Consider the following 20,181-nt stretch of genomic DNA (forward strand, 5'->3'; position numbering starts at 1 on the left):
GCGCCGTGCGCAAGAGCTGTCGAGGGGCCCGAACCGGCCGCACCGCGGTGCTGGGCGCAGCCCTCACCGTCCTTCTCGGCGCCTGCGGCGGACCCACGGACGTGCCGAGCGCCGTCCCCACGGCCGAGGCCGCCGCCGTGGACCTGGCGCAGGGCCTGGAGGACCTCGCCGGCGGGGTGCCCGGGGAGCTCGGGGTCGTGCTGCTCGACCCCGCGGGCGAGGAGGTGGTGGCCCGGGACGCCGGCCGTCCGTTCACGAGTGCGAGCCTCTACAAGCTCTTCCTCGCCCATGCGGTCCTCGACCAGGTGGACGGGGGTGCCCTCGCCCTCTCGGACACGGTGCCGGAGCTGGGCCTCACGGTCGAGCAGGCCCTCGACGTGATGATCAGCTGGTCGGACAACGCCTCCGGCGCGGCGCTGGGCCGTTGGCTCGGGTGGAAGGAGGTCGAGGCTTTCGCGCACCGGCAGGGCTTCGTGGCCACCACGTTCGACCCCGCCACCGGGTCCGAGGACGTCGTGGCGATGACCACCACCCCCGCCGACGTCGCCGACCTCCTGGACCGCCTGCGCCGGGGCGAACTGCTCTCCGGCTCCTCCACGGCCCTGTTCCTGGGGTTCCTCGAGGAGCAGCACCTCGACTACGCCCTGTCCTCGGGCTTCTCCCCGGACGTCGGTTTCGCGCACAAGACCGGCCTGCTGCAGGACGTCTCGCACGACGCCGGGATCGTCGAGCTCGGCGGCCACGACTACGTCGTCGCCGTGCTCACCGACGGGTGGTCCGACTACGAGGAGTCGGCGCCCTGGTTCGGGAACGCCGGGCGGGAGATCGAGGCGTACGTGCGCGAGGACACTGCCGCCGCCGCGCTGCCGGCGGCGGCGGCACCGTAGGCGGACCCCGGGCCCCTCACGGCGTCCCGGGCCGCACCGGGACGACCCGGCCCCGCCAGCGCCGCCGGACCCACCGGTCGTGCGTGGCCAGCACCACCGTTCCCGGGTAGTCCTCCAGGGCCCGCTCGAGCTCCTCGGCCAGGGCCAGCGACACGTGGTTGGTGGGTTCGTCCAGGAGCAGCAGCGGGGCGGGCTCCGCGACCAGGACCGCGAGCGCGACCCGCCGGCGCTGCCCGGGGGAGAGCTCCCCGAGGGGGCGGGAGGCGTCGCCGTCGCGCAGCAGGCCCAGTTCCTCCAGCGTCGGGGCGCGGTCCCCGTCGCGCAGCCGGGAGCGAAAGGCCGCCTCGGCCGTGCAGGAGAGGTCCGGCCAGGAGTCGTCCTGGGCCAGGCGGCCGACGACGACGGAGCTCTGCCGCTCCACGGTCCCGCTGTCGGGGCTCAGCTCCCCCGCCAGCACGGCGAGCAGCGTCGACTTCCCGGTGCCGTTCGGGCCCTCGACCAGCAGCCGGTCCCCGGCGCGCAGCTCGAGGTCGGTGGGCTCGAGGCGCCCTGCGACCCGGGCCCCGGCCAGCCGGACCAGCGGGAGGTCGGTGTCGATCGCGGTGTCCGCGCCCCGGTCGAACCCCGCGAAGCGCAGGGGCTGCGGCGGGGCGCCCACCGCGGTCCGCTCGAGCGCTGCCAGCCGGTGGCGGGCCGAGCGCACCCGGCCGCCGACGGTCTTGGCGGCGCGGTCGCTGTAGAACTTCCGGGTGATCCGTCCTTCGGACTTCGGGGCCGTGGTGTGGAAGATTTCCCGGCCGGAGACCTCGGCGATCTCCTGCAGCCGCTCCCGCTCCTGGCCCTGGGCGGCGAAGCGCTCGGCCCAGCGGCGGCGGTCGAGCTCCCGCTGGTCGAGGTAGACGCTGTAGCCACCCGCGGACGAGGTGCCCTGCCGGGGCGGCCCGCCCGCGGACTCGTCGGGGCCCAGCGCGGGGTCGAGGTCGACCACCCCGGTGGCCACCTCGTCCAGGAACCAGCGGTCGTGGCTGGCCAGGAGCACCGGGCCCCGCCAGCCGGCCAGTTCTTCCGCGAGGAAGCCGACGGCGGCGTCGTCGAGGTGGTTGGTCGGCTCGTCGAGCAGCAGCGCCGTGGGCCGGGCCAGCAGCAGCGCCGCGAGCGCGAGCCGGCGCCGCTGCCCGCCGGACAGCTCCCCGACCGCCCGGCTCCTCGGCAGCCGGGCCAGGCCGAGCCCGCCCAGGACCGTCTCGATGCGGGCGTCGAGGGCCCACAGCCCGTGGCGCTCCGCGTCCCGGAGCACGGCGTCGTAGGCGTCCGCCGTCGCGGGGTCGTCGGGCGTCTCGGCGATGCCGGCGGCGAGCGCGGCCAGCCGGTGCTCCAGGGCACGGACCTCCACGACGGCCTGCTCGACGACCTGCTCCAGGGTGGTGGTGGCGGGGAGGTCGAGCTCCTGGTGGAGCAGTCCGGTGCGCTCGGGCCGGTGCACGGTGCCGGCGCCCGGCACCATGAGCCCGGCGGCCACGTGCAGCAGGGTGGTCTTGCCGGCGCCGTTCTCCCCGATGAGGCCGATGCGCTCGCCGGCGGTGACGGTCAGCGACACGTCGGTGAGGACCCGGCGGCCGGGGTGGACGACGCCGATGCCGTCCAGGCGCAGGTGGGCGGAGCGGTGCGGGGCGGCGGGTGCCGCCGAGGGGGCGGTGGAGGTCACGGTGGAGTCCCGTCGATGCTGGAGGTCGAGCCCGCCGGGCGAGTGCGGCACCGGATGCGCTGAGCCCCCCAGGCTCGGATCGACGGTGCCGGCCGCGGACGCGGGCCGGGGCATCAGGACAGGAACATGGACCCAAGCTACGCCGGCGCGGGCGCTGCGGGCAAGGGTCTCGCACGCCGGCTCGTCAGATGACCGGGGCGCCGGCGCAACCTTTCGGCCCAGTCGAAAGGTCGTGCGGAACTCACTGCTGGTCCTGTGCCGTGGAGCCTTCCAGACTTGACAGCTTCAAAGGTCCGACGGCACCGCAGCCCGGCCCCTCGGGGACGTGCTGGTCGGCGCCGCCAGGCCCTGGAGAAGGATCCGAGGGGAACATCCGATGGTCTCGGTCCTGGTCGTGGGAAGCGCTGCGGTCGCCGTGCTGGCCGTCTGCACGGTCATCGGGCGGCTGGCGATCCCCCGCGAGAACGCGTGGCGCTGCACATGCTGGGACGGGCGGGGTGGGTCCACACGCTCCGGCGCAGCATGGTCCTGCTGGGCGGATCCACCCCCGCAGGGCGCAGCGCACGCCCTGCGCCCGCCACCGGCGGCGGAACCGCGGCGGCGGCCTCCGGGACCGGGGAGCCTGCTGTCGACTCCGTCCGCGCGCGGGCGTAGCGTAGATGACATGGACTCCGAGGTGCAGCGGTCCTTCTTCGCCACCCGCGACCCGGTCGAGGGGATTGCGGTGCTCGACGAGGTCTTCGCCCTCCGGGGAGTGCGCAGGTCCCCGGACGGCGGGTTCGACATGGCCCTGGCCTCGACCGGCGTCGGCTCCGTGGCCTACGAGCGCGTGCGGTTGAGGGGCTCCTCGTGCACCGGCAGGACGGACGGCGCCGGGGTGCTGCGGGTGTGCCACGTCACGGCGGGCGCGCTGAGCGCCACCAGCGCCGGTGACCGCTTCCCCCGCACCGGGCCCTTCCTGTTCCCCCAGCGCACCTTCTCCACCTGGTGGGAAGACCTGGAGGCGACCACCGTGTCCCTGGACCCCGCGGCGGTGGAGGACCACGCCCGGCTGCTGCTGGGGAACGAGAGCTTCCGGCTGGAGTTCACGGGGACGCACGCGGTGTCGCCGGCCATGACGCAGTACTGGCGGGGGACGGTCTCCCACCTGGCCCGCGACCTCCTGCCCGACGACCGGGCGATGAGCAGCCCCCTGATCCGGGCCGAGGCCGCCCGATCCCTCGCCACCGTCCTGCTGCACACCTTTCCCGGCACTTTCCTGGACCGCAAGGAGACGTCTGCCGGGCAGTCCCGCCCCGCTCCGGCCGGGGTGCGGCGGGCGGTCGCCTTCATCGAGGAGCACGTGGCCGCCGACATCGGCCCGGCCGACATCGCCGCCGCCGCCAGAATGAGCGTGCGCGGGCTCCAGGCGGCCTTCCGGCGGGAGCTGGACACGACCCCGATGGCCTATCTGCGCGCCGTCCGGCTCGACGCCGTCCACCGGGAGCTGCTGGCTGCCGACCCCACCACCGGCTCGACCGTGGAGGCGGTCGCCGCGCACTGGGGCTTCACCCACCGCGGACGCTTCGCCGCCGCCTACCGGGACCGGCACGGGCAGACCCCGGCCACCACCCTGCGGAGCTGACCGGGATGCACCAGAAGACGGAGACGGCGCCGGAGACACCGATCCACCTGCACGTGGCGACCACCGACCCGGAGGTGGCCAACGAGGCGCTGCAGCAGATCTACACCAGTGCACGCATGGGCACGGTCGCCGACGAGTCGTCCTTCCTGTACCGCCAGGACGTGCTGGGCGACCCCGACCTCAATCTGGGCCGGCTCACCTTCCGCGGCAGCATCGCCGGCCGGATGGTGCTCGACGAGGTCTTCTCGGTCGTCCTGCCGCGCGCCGGGGGCGTCGACTGGAGCATCGACGGCCGGACGGGCACCGGGCTCGGGGTGTTCCTGCTCCAGCCGGGCCAGGAGTACTACGGCGAGGTGGACCAGCTGCTGGTCGACTCGGTCAACATCGGCCTGTCCACGATGCAGAGGACCGCCCGGACGGTCTACGGGGACGAGACCCTCGAGGTCTCCTTCCACGACCCGCGCCCGCGCTCCCCCGCGCGGGAGAGGCACTGGAGGAGCACCTTCACGTTCGTGCAGCAGGTCCTGGCCCAGCCCGAGGTCGCCTCCGTTCCCCTGCTGCGCGCCGACCTGCGGCGGCAGATGGCGGTGGCGACCCTGGAGACGTTCTCCTTCGCCGGGGATCCCGGGGTCCGGCGCACCTCGGCCGCCGGGCAGCACTCGGCCTACCGGCGCGCCGTCGAGTTCCTGCACGGCGCCGTGTCCTCGCCGATCACGGTCGAGGACGTCGCCCGCCACGCGGGGACGAGCACCGTGGAACTCAGCCGGGCCTTCCGTTCCCACGCCGGGACCACGCCGGGGGCCTATCTGCGCGAGCTGCGCCTGGTGGCCGCCCACGACGACCTGGTGCAGGGAGATCCGTCCCGCGGCGACACCGTGCGCGGCATCGCCCTGCGCTGGGGCATGGCCCACCCCGGCGACTTCGCGCGCCGCCACCGGCAGGCCTACGGCGAGAACCCGGCCGCCACCCTGCGCCGCTAGACAGCGCCGCTGAGCAGGGCTGCTGAGCAGGGCCACGGGCGCCGGCGGGCCGGCACGGCGAGGGGCGCCGCCGTGGTCCGGTCAGCGCCCCTCGGACACGGTCCGCGGGCGGGTCAGTTCTGCCCGGCGGAGTCGCGGATGTCCTGGTAGAGCTCGAGCTGCTCGCCGTCGAGGTTGTTCAGGAAGAAGTCCTGGGCCTGGCTGCGGAACGCCTCGACGTCGACGTCCTCGACGACCTCGGGCGTGCCGGCGGCCTCCCACTCGTCGAGGACCTCCTGCTCCGCCTGCTGGGCGCACTCGAGGTTGTCGGCACGGGCGTCCCGGACGGCCTCGGTCAGGGCGGTCTGCTGCTCCTCGGACAGCCCGCTCCAGGCGTCCGCGTTCATGACGACCAGCTGCGAGCCCACGGAGTGGCGGTTCAGGCTGACGTAGTCCTGCACCTCGTCGAAGCTGTTCTGCGCCGTGAGCGTGACCGGGTTCTCCTGGCCGTCCACGGTGCCCTGCTGCAGGGCCAGGTAGATCTCCTCGAACGCCACCGCGACCGGCTCGGCGCCGAGGGCCTCGGCGTTCTGCAGGTGCACCGGGGAGTCGGGGAAGCGGATGCGCAGGTTGTCCAGGTCGTCGGGCGTGCGGATGGGCGAGTTCGCGGAGAACGTCCGGTCGCCGTAGTACCAGACGTCCAGGATCCTCGCTCCGGTCTCGGTCTCGAAGTCGTCCCTCATCTGCTGGGCGGCCTCGGACTCGTCGAACCAGGAGAAGAGGTGGTCGACGTCGTCGAAGGCGTACGCCATGTCCATGACGCCGATGGGCTCGTAGGTGGCGGCCAGCCCGGAGGACCCCTGGAGGTCCATCGCGATGTCGCCGGACATCACAGACGTGAACCGGTCGGTGTCCCCGCCGAGCTGGCTCGAGGGGAAGAGCTCCACCTCGATGTCGTCGGCGGCGACGGCCTCCTGCACGAGCGCGGCGCCGCACCGGTTGTGCGGGTGGTCCTCGGCGTAACTGTTGGCGAAGCTCAGGGACTGGGCTCCTCCCTCGCCTCCCCCGGCTCCGGAGCCCCCGCCGGCGCAGGCGGTGAGCAGGCCGAGGGCCAGGGGCAGGCTGACGGCGGCGGCCAGACGCTGACGGGTGGTGGATCGCATGGTGTTCTCCTGTGGTTCGGTGGGGCGGTTCGGTGAAGTGCGTGGACGGTGAGCGGCACGGTGACGTGGACCGCCGTGGCGGGCTACAGGCCGAGCAGGGCCGGCAGACCGGTGACGACCGGAGGGAAGAAGGTGATGATCAGCTGGACGACGACCAGGGGGACCAGGAAGACCGCGATGCCCCGGAAGACCTCGTCCACCCCTCTGCGGGTCACCGAGCTCATCACGTAGAGGACGCTGCCCACGGGCGGCGTCAGGAGCCCGATCATGAGGTTGACGATGATGATGACCCCGAGGTGGAGGGGATTGATCCCGAACTCGAGGGCGATGGGCATCAGCACCGGGACGGTGATCATGATGACCGCGGTGGCGTCGATGACCATGCCCAGCAGGACCAGCAGCACGTTGATCAGGAGCAGGAACACGATCGGGCTGTCGGTGAAGGAGATGACGAACTCGGCGACCTCCTGGGGCACGCGCTCGCGGGCCAGGATCCAGCCCAGCAGGGAGGCCGACGCCAGGATGAGGGTGATCGACGCCGTGATCGTGGCCGCCTCCCGGACCGCCTCCACGATCGAGCGCAGGTTCAGGGTGCGGTAGACGAAGCCCAGGACCACCATGTAGGCCACCCCGACCGCGGCGGCCTCGGTGGGGGTGAACAGGCCGAGCAGGATGCCGCCGAGGATGATGACCGGGGCGCCGAGCGGGCCGATCACCCGCAGCGTGGCGGTGCCGAGGGTCGACCAGCTGAACGGGATCGTTTCCAGGTCGGTGTTGCGGCGGGTCAGGACGAACACCGTGATCGCGAGTCCCAGGGCGATGAGGAAGGCCGGGAGCACGGCGCCGGCGAACAGGGCCCCGGTGGACACGGCGGCCACGGAGGCGTAGATGACGGCCGGGATGGACGGGGGCATCACCGGGGCGATCAGGGCCGAGGCGGCGGTGAGGCCGGAGGCGAACCGGAAGGTGTAGCCGGCCTTCATCATGGCCGGCACCTGGATCTTGCCCAGGGCCGCGGCGTCGGCCAGCGCGGAGCCGCTCATCCAGGAGAAGCCGAGGCTGGTGGCGATGTTGACGTAGCCGAGGTTGCCGCGGACCCGGCCCAGCAGCGCCAGGGCGAAGTCGAAGATGCGGTCGGCGATCCCGGCGCGGTTGGCGATGGAGCCCAGGAGGATGAACAGGGGCACGGCCAGCAGCGGGAAGGACGCGACCCCGTTGAAGGCCTGGCGGAAGCCGAGGCCCGCGGAGTTCCCCTCCAGCAGCATGTACAGGACGCTCGGGCCCAGGAAGGCCAGGCCCACGGGCGTCCGCAGGCCGATGAGGACGATGATGAGGACGGCGAGGATCCAGATGCTCATGCGCCGGCTCCTTCCGCGACGATCGGATCGGGGTCCGCCGCGATCGCGCGCGGGACGAAGATCGCCACGGCCGACCGGACGGTGAGGGTGAGGATTCCGAGCAGGGGCAGCAGATAGATCCACAGCAGGGGGATCCCCAGGGCCGGGGTGGACTGCGAGACGGAGTCCGTGAGCAGGAACCACACCTCGTTGAGCAGCAGCAGGGAGGCGAGCAGCACCAGGACGTGGGTCAGCACGTGCAGCGCCTTCGCGCCCCGCCCGGAGGTGTACCGGTCGATCACCAGGACCGCGATGTGCAGCCCGTGGCCGTAGAGGTAGCCCGCCATGAGGAACGTCAGCCCGGCCAGGGCGTAGCGGGAGAGCTCCCCCGCACCGACCCAGGTCCCCGTGGGCAGGTAGCGCTGCACGGCCTGCATCAGGACGAAGACGAAGATCACCAGGATGAGGAGCCCGCCGATCAGCTGCTCGACGTAGCCCAGCCAGCGGAGGACGCCGATCTCCCGGGCGGGCGGCGGTTCGGCCGGCGCTGCCGGCTCAGGGACTGACGACATGGTCATCCACTCCTGTTCTCGGGGTGCTGCGGTCGGCGACCGGCGGGGCCGCCGGAAGGCCGGTGGGGACGTCGACGGGCAGCCCCGGTGCGGGCGCTCTCCGCCACGGCGTGGACCACGCGCAGCGCCTGCAGGCCGTCCCGGGCGGAGACCCTCGGCGCCGTCTCCCCGCGGACCACCCGCTCGAAGTGCTCCAGCTGCCGGCCCAGCGGGTCCTGGCAGGGTGCTTCCACCGTGGTGACGGTCGCGGGATCCCACCACGAGGCCGTGCCCTCGTAGGTCCGCAGCCGCAGGGTCGGCACCGACAGCGAGCCGCGGGTGCCGGCCACGTGGTAGCAGTCCTCGTCCTCGGCCCGGTCGTAGCTGGGGTTCTCCCCGGAGGTCTGCTCCCAGGACCGGCCGGAGGCGGCGGCGTCGGAGACGATGAAGGTGCCCAGCGCGCCGTTCGCGAAGCTCAGGGTGAGCGCCGCGGTGTCCTCGACCGCGAAGCCCCGGGCGGCGCTGCCGGTGACGGCCTGGACCCGGGCGATCTCCCCGCACAGCGCGCGCAGGCCGTCGACATCGTGGACCAGGTTGATCAGGATCGGTCCTCCCCCGGCCTCGGTCCGCCAGGGCGCGGTCTCGAAGTAGTCGTCGGGCTTGCGGAAGAGCGCCGATCCCATCACCGCCACCGGATCCCCGATCGCCCCGGACGCGACGATCTCCACGGCCCGGGCCAACAGCGGGGAGTGCCGGCGGTGGTGGCCGACCAGCACGGGCACCCCGCTCGCCTCTGCGGCGGCGACGATCTCCTCGGCCGCCGCCAAGGTGTCGGCGATCGGCTTCTCCACCAGCACCGGCACCCCGGCGCCGATCGCGGCCAGGGCGCCTTCGCGGTGGGCGGCGTTCGGGGTGGCCAGGACAACGCCGTCCACGTTCCCCAGCACCGCCCCGAGGCCGGTCACCAGGGCGGTGTCCGGGCCCATGGGGACGTCCGCGGGGTCGGCGTACGGATCGACGACGCAGCGCAGCTCCAGGAGCGGGTGATCGAGGACCCGCCGGGCGTGCTGGCGCCCGATGAGTCCGGCCCCCACGACGGCGATGCGCAATTTCCGCTCCATGTTTTAACTTCCATATGATGGAAACTGTTGCTGTTATCTGAAATATGAGCATGATGTAGATCACAGACCGTGTCAAGGAAGGCCTCAGGATGACGACCGACGAGACCGGCACCGTGGGCAAGGCGCTGAAACTGCCCACCCTGCTCGGGGACCATCCGCACGGCGCCACTGCCGCGCAGATCGCCGAGCAGGCGCACCGTCCCTTCAGCACCGCCTACCGGCTGCTGAACACCCTGGTCAGCGCCGGGTTCGCGACCTACGACCCGCAGGACAGGAGGTACCGGCTGGGCCTGCGCGTCTAACAGCTGGGGCAGAAGGCCGCCGGCAGCCGCGGTTTCGAGGGCACCGCGACGCCGGTTCTCCAGCGGCTCACCGCCGCCACGGGGGAGAGCTCGATCCTCGGCGTGCTCGACGGCGCGCACTTCCTGACGGTGCGCAAGCTGGACGGCCCCCAGTTCCGCACCACCACCGACCCCGGCGACCACGGGGCCCTGCACTCCAGTGCCGTCGGCAAGGCGCTGCTGGCCTTCAGCGAACCGGACACCCGCGAGCGCCTGCTGGGGACGATCGACCTCGTCCGGCGCACCGAGCACTCGCTCACCGACCGGGAAGAGCTCCGGCGCCAGGTGGAGCGGATCCGGGTCCCGGGCTGGGCGGGCCAGCAGGAGGAGAACGACGTCGGCATGGCCGCCGTCGCCGTGCCGGTCCTGTCCCCGTCGGAGCGGCGGATCGCCGCCGTCGCCCTGGCGGCGCCGCTCTTCCGCACCGATCTGGAGGGGCTGCTGAGGTGTCTCCCGCAGCTGCAGCAGGCCGCCACGGAGCTGGCCCTGGAGCTCCCCCTCCGGCCGTGACGACCCCCCGGGACGGCGCCCGGCACCTCCGGGCTCGCGGTCAGAGGAGCGGCCAGGGGATCCGGCGGCCGGTGACGTCGACCGGCAGGACCGCCTCGTCGAGCAGCCGGCGCACCCGCCGCCGCAGCGCGGCCACCTCCGCGGCGTCGAGAAGCTCCGCGAGCTCGGCGGGCACGTCGTCGGCCAGGGGGGCGATGTCCCGGAGCAGGTCCTCGGGGACGGGTTCGCCGGAGAAGTCCCAGACGACGGTCCGCAGCTTGAACGCCGCCGCGAAGCACAGACCGTGGTCGATCCCCCAGATCCGGCCGTCGGCCCCGCGCAGCACGTGGCCGCCCTTGCGGTCGGCGTTGTTGGCGACGAGGTCGAACAGCGCGATCCGGCGCAGGGCGTCATGGGTGTCCGGGGCGGCGTCGTAGAGGGTGAAGTAGTGCTGCAGCGGGTCGTGCTCGACGAACCGCTGCAGGGACCCCGGGCCGAACGGGCCGTCCTGCCGCAGGACGGTGGGCGGGACGATGCCCCAGCCCAGGAGCTCGCTCAGCACGTACGCGGCGCGCTCGCGCCGGTGCAGGCCGGGGCGGAAGTCGATCAGCGGCCGCTCGCCCTCGAGGGGCTTGTAGATGCCCCAGAGCGACTCCTCCTCGAGTGTGACCTCCACGAGCAGCGCCGAGTTGCTGCTCTCCCGGATCAGTCCGAGGAGCTCCATCCGGCCCTCCGTCAGGAGCACGAGCTCGCCCATCAGCGTCCGCTCACGACGCCCTCAGGCCGGCCAGCGGCTCGTCGGTGGAGTTCACCGCGAGCACGGCCGGCGCCTGCCCCGGCGGGTACGAGATCGCCGAGATCGAGCAGGGGCTGACCACGATGCGCTGGAACAGGTCCAGGTGCGTGCCCAGGGCGTGGGCGAGCGCCGCCTTGATGGGGTCGGCGTGCGAGAAGCAGACCACCACCCCGCCCTGGTGGGCGGCGCGCACCCGGTCCACGGCACCGACGGTCCGCGCCTGCATCTCGGGGAAGCTCTCCCCGCCGGGGAACCGGAAGGTCGAGGGCGCCCGCTGGACGGTCGACCAGGCCTTGAGACGGGAGAGCCGGGAGAGTTCCTCACCCGTCCACTCCCCGAAGTCGCACTCGAGCAGCCCCGGCTCCACGACGGCCTCCCGGCCGGTCCGCGCCTCGGTCGGCGCCGCGGTCTCGCGGGTGCGCTCGAGCGGGGAGGTGTACACCGCGTCGACGCGGACCCCCGCCAGCCGCTCCGCCACCCGGTCCGCCTGGGCCCGGCCGCGATCGGACAGGTGCAGGCCGGGGGCCCGTCCCGGCAGGACCTTGCCTGTGGTGGGGGTCTCCCCGTGCCGCACGAGCAGGACGAGGGTGCTCCGTGGTGCCTTGCGAGTGACCATGATGCACCAGCGTACTGGCGGGGCCCCTGCGGCCACAGGGGCCGCGCAGGTACCACCGTCGGGCACCACCGTCGGGCACCACCGTCGGGCACCGCCGTGGGGCATCGCCGTCGACGACGCCGGAGCCCCGTGCACGGGCGCCCTCTTGACGCCGGGGTTAGGTTGGCGCTGTGACTGATCGGACCGATCACCCTGACATCCGCACGCTCGGCGAGCTCCGCGCCGCCGGCGTCGCCCACCGGACGCTGCGCGAGGAGATCCGCGACAACCTCCTGCGGACTCTGGCCGAGGGCGGTGACCCCTGGCCGGGCCTGCACGGGCTCGGGCACACGGTCCTGCCCCAGCTCGAGCGGGCCCTGCTCGCCGGCCACGACGTCGTGCTGCTGGGCGAGCGCGGCCAGGGCAAGACCCGCCTGCTGCGTACCCTCGCCGGCCTGCTCGACGAGTGGTCCCCCGCCATCGAGGGGTCGGAGCTCAACGAGCACCCCCTGGAGCCGCTGACCGAGGCGTCGCGGCGCCGTATCCTGCTCGAGGGCGACGAGCTGCCCGTGGTCTGGCGGCACCGGTCGGAGCGCTACGTCGAGAAGCTCGCCACCCCCGACACGTCCGTGGCGGACCTCATCGGGGACGTGGACCCGATGCGCGTCGCCGAGGGCCGGCGGCTCGGGGACCCGGAGACCATCCATTACGGACTCGTGCCCCGCTCGCACCGCGGCATCGTGGCCATCAACGAGCTGCCCGACCTCGCCGAGCGCATCCAGGTGGCCATGCTCAATGTGATGGAGGAGCGCGACATCCAGATCCGCGGCTACGTCCTGCGGCTGCCGCTGGACGTGCTGGTGGTGGCCACGGCCAACCCCGAGGACTACACGAACCGCGGCCGGATCATCACGCCGCTCAAGGACCGGTTCGGCGCCGAGATCCGCACCCACTACCCGCTCGAGCTGGAGGACGAGATCGCTGTGATCCGTCAGGAGGCCGAGCTGATCGCCGAGGTCCCGGACCCGATCCTCGAGACCCTGGCCCGGTTCACCCGCCTGCTGCGGGAGTCCTCCGCGGTGGACCAGCGCTCGGGAGTGTCGGCGCGCTTCGCCATCGCGGGCGCGGAGACCGTCGCGGCGGCCGCGCTGCGGCGCGCCACGATCCGCGGCGAGGAGGAGGCCGTCGCGCGGATGGTGGACATGGAGACGGCCACCGACGTCCTGGCCGGCAAGATCGAGTTCGAGTCCGGTGAGGAGGGCCGCGAGCGCGCCGTCCTCGACCACCTGCTCCGCCGGGCCACCGCCGAGACCGTCCGCGGCCGATTCCGCGGACTCGACCTCGGACCGGTCGTGGAGGCCTTCGACGGCCGCACGACCGTGTCCACCGGCGACGACGTCTCCGCCCGGGACTTCCTCGCCGGGCTCCCCGAGCTGACCAAGGACGCCGACGGGGCCGCGACCGCCTACGACGAGATCGCCGCACGCCTCGGCGCGACCACGCCGGGGCAGCGAGCCAGCGCGATCGAGCTGGCGCTCGAGGGTCTCTACCTCGCCCAGAAGATCTCCAAGGACGCCGACGAGGCCGGAACCGTCTACGGCTGACCGCCCGGCCGGCACACGGGGACGACCACGCAGGGACGACCGCTCGACAACCGCACGAGGACGCAGAAAAGACACAGAGGGGGCGTCATGCCCGCACACCACCGCTCTTCGAGGTACGGCCGGTACACCGGAGGACCCGATCCGCTGGCCCCGCCGGTGGACCTGTCCGAGGCGCTCGAGGCCGTCTCGGAGGACGTCATGGCCGGGTACTCGCCGGAGGACGCGCTGCGCGAGTTCCTCCGCCGGGGCGGCCGCGGACGCGACGGCCTGGACGACCTGTCCCGGCGCGTCCAGCAGCGGCGGCGCGAGCTCCTGAAGCGCCACAGTATGGGCGGCACGCTCGAGGAGGCGAAGAAGCTGCTGGAGAAGGCGCTGCGCCTGGAGCGCGAGCAGTTCCTGCGGGACGCCCGGATGGACCCGATGGACCGCTCCTTCCGGGAGATGCAGCTCGAGGGCCTGCCGAGCTCCACGGCCGCCGCCATCAGCGAGCTCGCCTCCTACGACTGGCAGTCCCCGTCCGCGCGGGAGGCGTACGAGCAGATCAAGGACCTCCTCGGCCGCGAGCTGCTCGACCAGCGCTTCGCCGGGATGAAGCAGGCCCTGGAGAACGCCACGGACGCCGACCGCGAAGCCGTGGCCGAGATGCTCCGGGACCTCAACGAGCTGCTCGGGAAGCACGGGCGGGGCGAGGACACCGACGAGGACTTCCAGGACTTCATGGCGAAGCACGGGGACTACTTCCCCGAGAACCCGCAGTCGGTCGAGGAGCTGATCGACGCCATGGCCCAGCGTTCCGCGGCGGCCCAGCGGATGCTGAACTCGATGTCCCCCGAGCAGCGCCAGGAGCTGATGCAGCTCTCCGCCCAGGCGTTCGGGTCCCCCGAGCTCATGGACCAGCTCGGTCGGCTCGACGCCAATCTGCAGGCGCTGCGCCCCGGTGAGAACTGGGGCGGGACGGAGAACTTCGAGGGCCAGGACGGCCTGGGGCTCGGCGACGGCACGGGCGTGCTGCAGGACATCGCCGAGCTCGATGCGCTCGCGGAGCAGCTGGCGCAGCACCACCGGGGCGCCAACCTCGACGACATGGACCTCGACGCACTCGCACGCCAGTTGGGCGAGGACGCCGCGGTGTCGGCCCGGACCCTCACGGAGCTGGAGCGGGCGATGCGGGACAGCGGCTACCTGCAGCGCGGTGCCGACGGGGACCTGCGGCTCTCCCCCCGCGCCGTGCGCCGGATCGGCAAGGCACTGATGCGGGACGCCGCGCAGAACCTGTCCTCGCGGGCCGGTCGGCGCGACACCCGCCTCGCCGGAGCGGCCGGCGAGCCCTCCGGCGCCACCCGGGAGTGGCAGTTCGGGGACGCGGAGCCGTGGGACGTCACCCGCACCGTGACCAACGCCATCCGGCGCACGGCCGCCGAGGGCGGCGACGCCCGGGCTCTGCGCCTCGACGTCCGCGACATCGAGGTGGCCGAGACCGAGGCGCGCACACAGGCCGCCGTCGCCCTCCTCGTGGACACTTCGTTCTCCATGGCCGCCGAGGGGCGCTGGGTGCCCATGAAGCGCACGGCGCTGGCCCTGCACCACCTCGTCTCCACCCGGTTCCGGGGGGACCAGCTGCAGATCGTCGCCTTCGGCCGCTACGCCCGGGCGCTGCCGGTCGACGAGCTCACGGGGCTGCCGCCGGTGCGAGAGCAGGGCACCAACCTGCACCATGCGCTGCTGCTCGCCACGCGGTTCTTCCGCAAGCACCCGTCGATGCAGCCCGTGCTGCTCGTGGTCACCGACGGTGAGCCCACCGCGCACCTGCTGCCTGACGGCGAGAGCTGGTTCTCCTGGCCCACGGAGCCGGAGACCCTGCGCGCCACGGTCGAGGAGCTCGACCGGCTGGGACGCATGGGGACCCAGGCGACGTTCTTCCGGCTCGGCGACGACCCCGGCCTGGAGCGGTTCCTGCGGCGGATGGCCGAGCGGATCGACGGGCGCGTGGTGGCGCCGGACCCGGGGGATCTGGGCTCCGCCGTCCTGGACGAGTACCTCAACGCCCGATCCGGGGACCCCGACGACCTCTGACGGGACGAGTGACGGACGGGCCCGGCCGGAGGACGATGCCGCACGCCGTCCCCCGGCAATGAACGGGCCTCGTCAGCCGGCCGCGGTCATCGGGCCGCGGTGGAGCCCCCGTCGGCCGGCGGGGTGGGGTCGGACGATCCGGTCGGGCCGGCGCTGTCCTCGCCGGAGGACGCTGCCGCGGAGGACGCCGCCGGGGAGTGCTTCCCGTGGTGCTCGCCCTGCGCATCGTGTCCGCCGTGGGCGGCGTGCTCGGCCCCGTGCCCGCCCTTGCCGAAGGGCAGCAGCTCCCACACCAGGACGAGGACGGCGCCCCAGACCAGGCCCAGCACCGCGGAGAAGAAGGTGTTCGTGAGCCAGGCGAGCGCAGCGCCGAGACCGCCGGGGACGGCGTCGTGCACGAGCACCTCGACGTGGTGCACGGCCTCGTACGGGGCGTGCCAGCCCAGCTCGTCGAGGCCGACGAGGATGATGTGCCCGCCCACCCAGAGCATGGCGGCGGTGCCCACGACCGAGATGACCGCGAGCAGGCCGGGCATGCCCTTGACCAGGCCGTGGCCGATCTTCTGGACGGTCGGGGAGGAGCGACCGGCCAGGTGCAGACCGAAGTCGTCCATGCGGATGATCAGGGCCACCACGCCGTAGACCAGGACGGTGATGCCGATGGCCACGACCAGCAGGATGGCCGCGCGCGAGAGCAGCGGCTCATCGGCCACCTCGTTGAGGGAGATGACCATGATCTCGGCCGAGAGGATCAGGTCGGTGCGCACCGCGCCCCCGACCATCGTGTCCTCGGCGTTCTTGCCCTTCTCGACCACCGGGGTCTTGGTCTTGGCACCGTGGCCCGAGACCTTCGACCAGATCTTTTCGGCGCCCTCGAAGCACAGGTAGCTGCCACCGAGCATGAGGATGGGGGTGAGCAACCACGGCGCGAACTGGCTCAGCAGCAGGATGACCGGGAGGATGAAGATCAGCTTGTTGCGCAGCGAGCCCTTGGTGATGCGCCAGATGATGGGGAGTTCACGGGCCGGGGAGACGTCCTGGACGTACTGCGGGGTCACGGCGGTGTCGTCGACGACGACGCCGGCGGCCTTCATGCTCGCCCGGCCCGCGGCCGCGCCGATGTCGTCCACGGAGGCTGCGGTGACGCGGGCCAGGGCGGCGACGTCGTCCAGCAGGGCCATCAGACCGCCGCTCATCGAAGGACCTCCGACGCGGTCTCAACAGGGGCGGACGGAGCCGCGGTGGTGATCAGCATGATGACAGAGTAGGGCCTCGGGCGCCCGGATGCTCCCGGGTGGGACGAACGGGCACTGATGTCCTGCTGTTCCGCGGAGCCGGTGCTGTCCGCCCGGTGACCGGGGCCGTGCCGGCACGGGACCGGTCACCACCGACCAGGACGCACCGACCAACAAGCACCGACCATGACGCACCGACCAGGAGGCCCCCCGCATGGACCCTGTTCCCCCGATTGCCGGACCGGCGAGCGCGAGTTCACTCGCGACCTCGCCCGCTCTGCACGTCGTCGTCCTCGCCGGTGGTGGGTACGCCCGGCACGCGGACCACGAGGGCGAGCCGGTGGCCGAGTGGCTGCGTGCGCTCGGTCTCTCCGCCGGTGTCCTCCGCTATCCCGTGCACGCCAGGCACCCCGATCCCGTGGACGCGGTGCGCGCCGAGGTGCGCCGGCGCAGGGCCGCCGGCGCCGAGCGGGTCGTGCTGCTGGGCTTCTCCGCCGGTGGTCACCTGGCCGGGCACGCCGCGCTCACCGCTTCGCCCTCGGGGCCCGAACGGACCGACGCCGTGGTCCTCGGATATCCGGTGGTGTCCATGCAGCTCGACACGCACCAGGGGTCGCAGGAGGAGCTCCTGGGCCCGGACCCCTCGGCCGAGGTGCGGGCGGCCACGTCCCTCGACCGGCTGGTGACCCGGGCCGCTCCGCCCTTCTTCGTGTGGCACACCGCCGACGACGCGTCCGTGCCGGTGCAGCATTCCTACCTGCTGGCCCAGGCGCTGGCGCGCCAGGGTGTGCCCCATGCTCTTCACGTCTTTCCCCGTGGACGGCACGGCCTCGGGCTGGCCAGCGGCGCCGGCGAGCCCGCGTCCTGGCCGGCGCTGTGCGCCGCGTGGCTGGCCGGCCTGGAGAGGTCCATGGAGTAGAGATCAGCACGTCGGTGCCCCCCCCATACTCGTGGGGCACGAACCCTCCCACGTCGTCGACGGAGAGTTCGACGTCCCCTCTCCAGAGGGGACGTCGAGCTGCTCGTCCCCCTGCTGTCCATGGGTCGCTCAGCTGGTGCTCGGCCGGCCCCGGAGGTGAGCTTGCTCCCCCGGGCCCAGGGCGCGGGACGCCCGTGCGGGAATCCCGACCGCGCCTACAGTGCGGGGTCGACCATGGTCATGCCGGCGACCGTCGCCGTGTCGAACACCGGCAGCAGCGCTGCTGCTTCGTCGAGTCCGATGGTGCGTTCGACGAGCTTCTGGGGTTGCAGCACGCCCTGCTCGATGAGGGACATCATGGCCGGATAGTCGGCTGCCGCCATGCCGTGGCTGCCGAGCAGGTCGAGCTCCCAGCCGATGACCCTCGCCATCGGCACCCGCGGGTGGCCCTCGACAGGCGGCAGCAGGCCGATCTGCACGTGCCGGCCGCGTCGGCGAAGGCTGAGGACGGCATCAGCGCAGGCCTGCTCGCTGCCCACGGCGTCCACGGTGACGTCGCTGCCACCGCCGGTGAGATCGGCGACAGCCCTCGGAATGTCGATCCCGTCCGCACGCAGCGTGTGCTCCGCCCCGAGCGCGCCAGCGGTGGTGAGCGCTTCCGGATTGCGGTCGACCGCGATCACCCGCCCTCCCAGTGCCCGGGCGATCATCACCGCGCTGAGCCCCACCCCGCCGGCCCCGACCACGGTCACCCACTGCCCCTCGGTGACGCGGGCCCGGTCGGCCAGGGCCCGGTACGCCGTGGCGAACCGGCACCCGAGCCCCGCGGCGGTGGCGAAGTCGACGTGCTCGGGGACGGCCACGAGATTCGTGTCGGCGCCGTGCAGGGCGACGTACTCGGCGAAGGATCCCCAGTGGGTGAAACCCGGTTGCTCCTGATCGGGACAGACCTGCGCCTCGCCGGAACGGCACCAGTCGCATCGGCCGCAGCCGCAGACGAACGGGACGGTCACCCGGTCGCCGGTCCTCCACCGGCGCACGCCCGCACCCACGGCGACGACCACTCCGGCCAGCTCGTGCCCGGGGACGTGGGGCAGCACGATCTCGTCGTGCCCGGCCCAGGCATGCCAGTCGCTGCGGCACATCCCCGTGGCCATCACCTGGACGACCACCCCGAGCGGCGGTGCCGTGGGCTCGGCAACGTCACGGACCTCGGGCCGGCCCCGGACAGCATCGACAACCACTGCGCGCATGCCCCCCACTCTCCCACGCTCGTTGCGGCGCCGACGGGCCCCCACCGCAACGGTGCACCAGACGTCTCCCGGTGAACTGACCACCGTCTCGCCCAGATGCACGGAATGCTCCTGAGTCTGGACGATGCCGGTGCTGCGGTGCGCCGACCGGCCCGCGTGGCCCACCAGGTGATCCCGGGTGCGACCGGCGCCGGGCGCTCCCTGCTGGACGAGGAGGGCACCCGGATCTCCACCGCGTCCACCGACCAGGCCGTGGGGGCCGCCGATGCCCTGCAGTACGAGCTCGGGACAGGCACGTGCTTGAGCGAGTCGTTGAAGGCCGCGCCGGCCTCGCGGGTGACCGTCGCCCCGGCCACCGGGGTGCTGATGTCCCGGGAGCACCTCGCCGCCGAAGCCGCGCCCTCGGTTCTGCTCGAGCAAGCACGGGCCCAGGACTGCGACGCGCTCGAGCGCGACGACCTGGGGAAACCCGTACATTGAGACCCACGCCCCCATGACCCGGACACCCTCCTGGGCGGCGTCGGGGTGCTCATCGGACCGAGACGAAGGAGACGTCCATGACCGAGAACGGAACGGGTGACAGGCCCGGGGTCGGGCTCCAGGAGCTGCTGCTGGAGTCCGAGGACATCAGCGTGTTCCTCGACGCGTTCACCGCCGCCATCGCCCAGGCGCTGACCGCGGACGGGGAGGAAGTGTGGTGCGCGGTGACTCTGCTGCGCCCCAAGCGCTCCATCACCGTGGCCTCCTCCAGCCCCCGGGCCGAGGCCCTGGACGAGATCCAGTACCACTACGGCGACGGCCCGTGCCTGACCGCCGCCCGGGAGCACCGGACGGTCTACCTCCGTGACGTCCACACCGATCCGCGGTGGCCGGCCTACGGGCGGGCCGCCGCCGAGAACGGGATCCTCTCGGCTCTGGGCGTGCCCTTCGAGCTCGGTGGGGAGGCCACGGCGGGCCTGGATGTCTACGCCGACGTCCCGGACGCCTTCGACCAGGCAGTCCTCGACGTCGTCGAGCGTCACGTGGCCGAGGCCTCCACCATCCTGCGGTTGGCCGTGCGCCTGGCCCGCCACCGCGACATCGAGGCCGACCTGCGGACCGCGATGGAATCCCGGACCTCCATCGACCTTGCCGTGGGGATCATCATGGGTCAGAACCGCTGCAGCCAGGAGAGGGCTTTCGAGATCCTGCGGGCGGCCTCCAGCCACCGCAACGTGAAGCTGCGCGATCTGGCCGCCGAGCTCGTGGACACGGTCGGCAAGGGCCCGGCCACCACCCACTTCGACGTCTGACGAGGGGTCCGGCGCACCTCTCCTCCACCGCGCACGGTCCGAGGGCCTCAGGGCAGAGGGGACGAGCACGCCCGGCTCCACGTCATTCAATCAGCAAGCTTCCATTTCTGTGCGCCGGTCACTAGCGTGGGAAGCAGAGCCGGAGACGGGGCCCAGGGTCCCGCACCGGCGGCGGACCAGTGCAGTCGATGACGGAGGTCAGGATGTTCTTGCACCAGCAGAAGCTCCAGTACAACG

19 protein-coding genes are annotated in these 20,181 nt (G+C 72.9%); 10 read left to right on the plus strand and 9 right to left on the minus strand.

The window, feature by feature from the left end; translation table 11 throughout:
• The first annotated feature begins 5 nt into the window (after positions 1–5).
• Positions 6–887, plus strand: a complete 882-nt coding sequence (locus ACFYE1_RS15645) for a serine hydrolase (protein WP_387744851.1) — start codon at positions 6–8, stop codon at positions 885–887.
• Between the two features lie 16 nt (positions 888–903).
• Here the strand turns inward: ACFYE1_RS15645 and ACFYE1_RS15650 are convergent, their stop codons facing one another.
• The gene (locus tag ACFYE1_RS15650) at positions 904–2,592 is read right to left on the minus strand and encodes an ABC-F family ATP-binding cassette domain-containing protein (protein ID WP_387744854.1); all 1,689 of its coding nucleotides are present in this window, start codon (positions 2,590–2,592) and stop codon (positions 904–906) included.
• A 664-nt stretch (positions 2,593–3,256) separates the two neighbouring features.
• Here ACFYE1_RS15650 and ACFYE1_RS15655 point away from each other — a divergent pair.
• Entirely contained in the window at positions 3,257–4,216 is a 960-nt protein-coding gene (locus tag ACFYE1_RS15655; RefSeq protein ID WP_387744857.1) for an AraC family transcriptional regulator, read from the plus strand.
• Positions 4,217–4,221: 5 nt separating this feature from the next.
• Complete coding sequence (locus tag ACFYE1_RS15660) at positions 4,222–5,196, plus strand: helix-turn-helix transcriptional regulator (RefSeq protein ID WP_387744859.1); 975 nt, start codon at positions 4,222–4,224, stop codon at positions 5,194–5,196.
• A gap of 113 nt (positions 5,197–5,309) precedes the next feature.
• Here ACFYE1_RS15660 and ACFYE1_RS15665 read toward each other — a convergent pair whose 3' ends face one another.
• The 4 genes from ACFYE1_RS15665 to ACFYE1_RS15680 all read right to left on the minus strand — a co-directional run bounded on the left by ACFYE1_RS15665 (position 5,310) and on the right by ACFYE1_RS15680 (position 9,347).
• Positions 5,310–6,338: a DctP family TRAP transporter solute-binding subunit gene (locus ACFYE1_RS15665; protein ID WP_387744862.1), complete on the minus strand. Its 1,029-nt coding sequence runs from the start codon at positions 6,336–6,338 to the stop codon at positions 5,310–5,312.
• An 83-nt stretch (positions 6,339–6,421) separates the two neighbouring features.
• Positions 6,422–7,696 carry a TRAP transporter large permease gene (locus tag ACFYE1_RS15670; RefSeq protein WP_387744865.1) on the minus strand — a complete coding sequence of 425 codons (1,275 nt, stop codon included), beginning with the start codon at positions 7,694–7,696 and terminating at the stop codon, positions 6,422–6,424.
• Complete coding sequence (locus tag ACFYE1_RS15675; protein WP_387744868.1) at positions 7,693–8,247, minus strand: TRAP transporter small permease; 555 nt, start codon at positions 8,245–8,247, stop codon at positions 7,693–7,695. The genes ACFYE1_RS15670 and ACFYE1_RS15675 overlap by 4 nt, the downstream gene beginning before the upstream one ends.
• Positions 8,248–8,249: 2 nt before the next feature.
• A complete protein-coding gene (locus tag ACFYE1_RS15680; RefSeq protein WP_387744870.1) occupies positions 8,250–9,347 on the minus strand; it encodes a Gfo/Idh/MocA family protein in 1,098 nt (365 codons plus the stop codon).
• Positions 9,348–9,436: 89 nt separating this feature from the next.
• On the opposite strand from ACFYE1_RS15680, the gene ACFYE1_RS15685 reads away from it, so the two are divergent.
• Both ACFYE1_RS15685 and ACFYE1_RS15690 read left to right on the plus strand, forming a co-directional pair.
• Positions 9,437–9,649, plus strand: coding sequence for a helix-turn-helix domain-containing protein (locus ACFYE1_RS15685; RefSeq protein WP_387744873.1), 213 nt, complete (start codon positions 9,437–9,439; stop codon positions 9,647–9,649).
• Positions 9,650–9,652: 3 nt separating this feature from the next.
• Positions 9,653–10,198, plus strand: coding sequence for an IclR family transcriptional regulator (locus ACFYE1_RS15690; protein WP_449274643.1), 546 nt, complete (start codon positions 9,653–9,655; stop codon positions 10,196–10,198).
• Positions 10,199–10,238: 40 nt separating this feature from the next.
• Here the strand turns inward: ACFYE1_RS15690 and ACFYE1_RS15695 are convergent, their stop codons facing one another.
• Complete coding sequence (locus tag ACFYE1_RS15695; RefSeq protein WP_387744878.1) at positions 10,239–10,934, minus strand: SCO1664 family protein; 696 nt, start codon at positions 10,932–10,934, stop codon at positions 10,239–10,241.
• Between the two features lie 10 nt (positions 10,935–10,944).
• Entirely contained in the window at positions 10,945–11,589 is a 645-nt protein-coding gene (locus ACFYE1_RS15700) for an MSMEG_4193 family putative phosphomutase (RefSeq protein WP_387744881.1), read from the minus strand.
• A 170-nt stretch (positions 11,590–11,759) separates the two neighbouring features.
• Here ACFYE1_RS15700 and ACFYE1_RS15705 point away from each other — a divergent pair, with 170 nt between their 5' ends.
• The gene (locus ACFYE1_RS15705; protein ID WP_387744884.1) at positions 11,760–13,172 is read left to right on the plus strand and encodes a magnesium chelatase; all 1,413 of its coding nucleotides are present in this window, start codon (positions 11,760–11,762) and stop codon (positions 13,170–13,172) included.
• Between the two features lie 87 nt (positions 13,173–13,259).
• Positions 13,260–15,245, plus strand: coding sequence for a vWA domain-containing protein (locus ACFYE1_RS15710; RefSeq protein WP_387744887.1), 1,986 nt, complete (start codon positions 13,260–13,262; stop codon positions 15,243–15,245).
• 86 nt (positions 15,246–15,331) lie between these two features.
• On the opposite strand, the gene ACFYE1_RS15715 is transcribed toward ACFYE1_RS15710, so the two are convergent.
• The gene (locus tag ACFYE1_RS15715; protein WP_387744890.1) at positions 15,332–16,441 is read right to left on the minus strand and encodes a DUF808 domain-containing protein; all 1,110 of its coding nucleotides are present in this window, start codon (positions 16,439–16,441) and stop codon (positions 15,332–15,334) included.
• Positions 16,442–16,694: 253 nt separating this feature from the next.
• On the opposite strand from ACFYE1_RS15715, the gene ACFYE1_RS15720 reads away from it, so the two are divergent.
• Positions 16,695–17,399, plus strand: coding sequence for an alpha/beta hydrolase (locus ACFYE1_RS15720; RefSeq protein WP_387744892.1), 705 nt, complete (start codon positions 16,695–16,697; stop codon positions 17,397–17,399).
• A 215-nt stretch (positions 17,400–17,614) separates the two neighbouring features.
• Here the strand turns inward: ACFYE1_RS15720 and ACFYE1_RS15725 are convergent, their stop codons facing one another.
• Complete coding sequence (locus ACFYE1_RS15725) at positions 17,615–18,652, minus strand: alcohol dehydrogenase catalytic domain-containing protein (protein WP_387744895.1); 1,038 nt, start codon at positions 18,650–18,652, stop codon at positions 17,615–17,617.
• Positions 18,653–18,757: 105 nt separating this feature from the next.
• On the opposite strand from ACFYE1_RS15725, the gene ACFYE1_RS15730 reads away from it, so the two are divergent.
• Together ACFYE1_RS15730 and ACFYE1_RS15735 are read left to right on the plus strand one after the other, a co-directional pair.
• Positions 18,758–19,132 (plus strand): hypothetical protein, encoded by a 375-nt coding sequence (locus ACFYE1_RS15730; protein ID WP_387744898.1) that lies wholly within the window; start codon positions 18,758–18,760, stop codon positions 19,130–19,132.
• A 77-nt stretch (positions 19,133–19,209) separates the two neighbouring features.
• On the plus strand, positions 19,210–19,944 hold the full coding sequence (locus tag ACFYE1_RS15735; protein WP_387744901.1) for an ANTAR domain-containing protein: 735 nt from the start codon (positions 19,210–19,212) through the stop codon (positions 19,942–19,944).
• Positions 19,945–20,181 lie beyond the last annotated feature (237 nt).

The organism is Kocuria nitroreducens, assembly GCF_042879195.1.
Taxonomy (GTDB): Bacteria; Actinomycetota; Actinomycetes; order Actinomycetales; family Micrococcaceae; genus Kocuria; species Kocuria nitroreducens.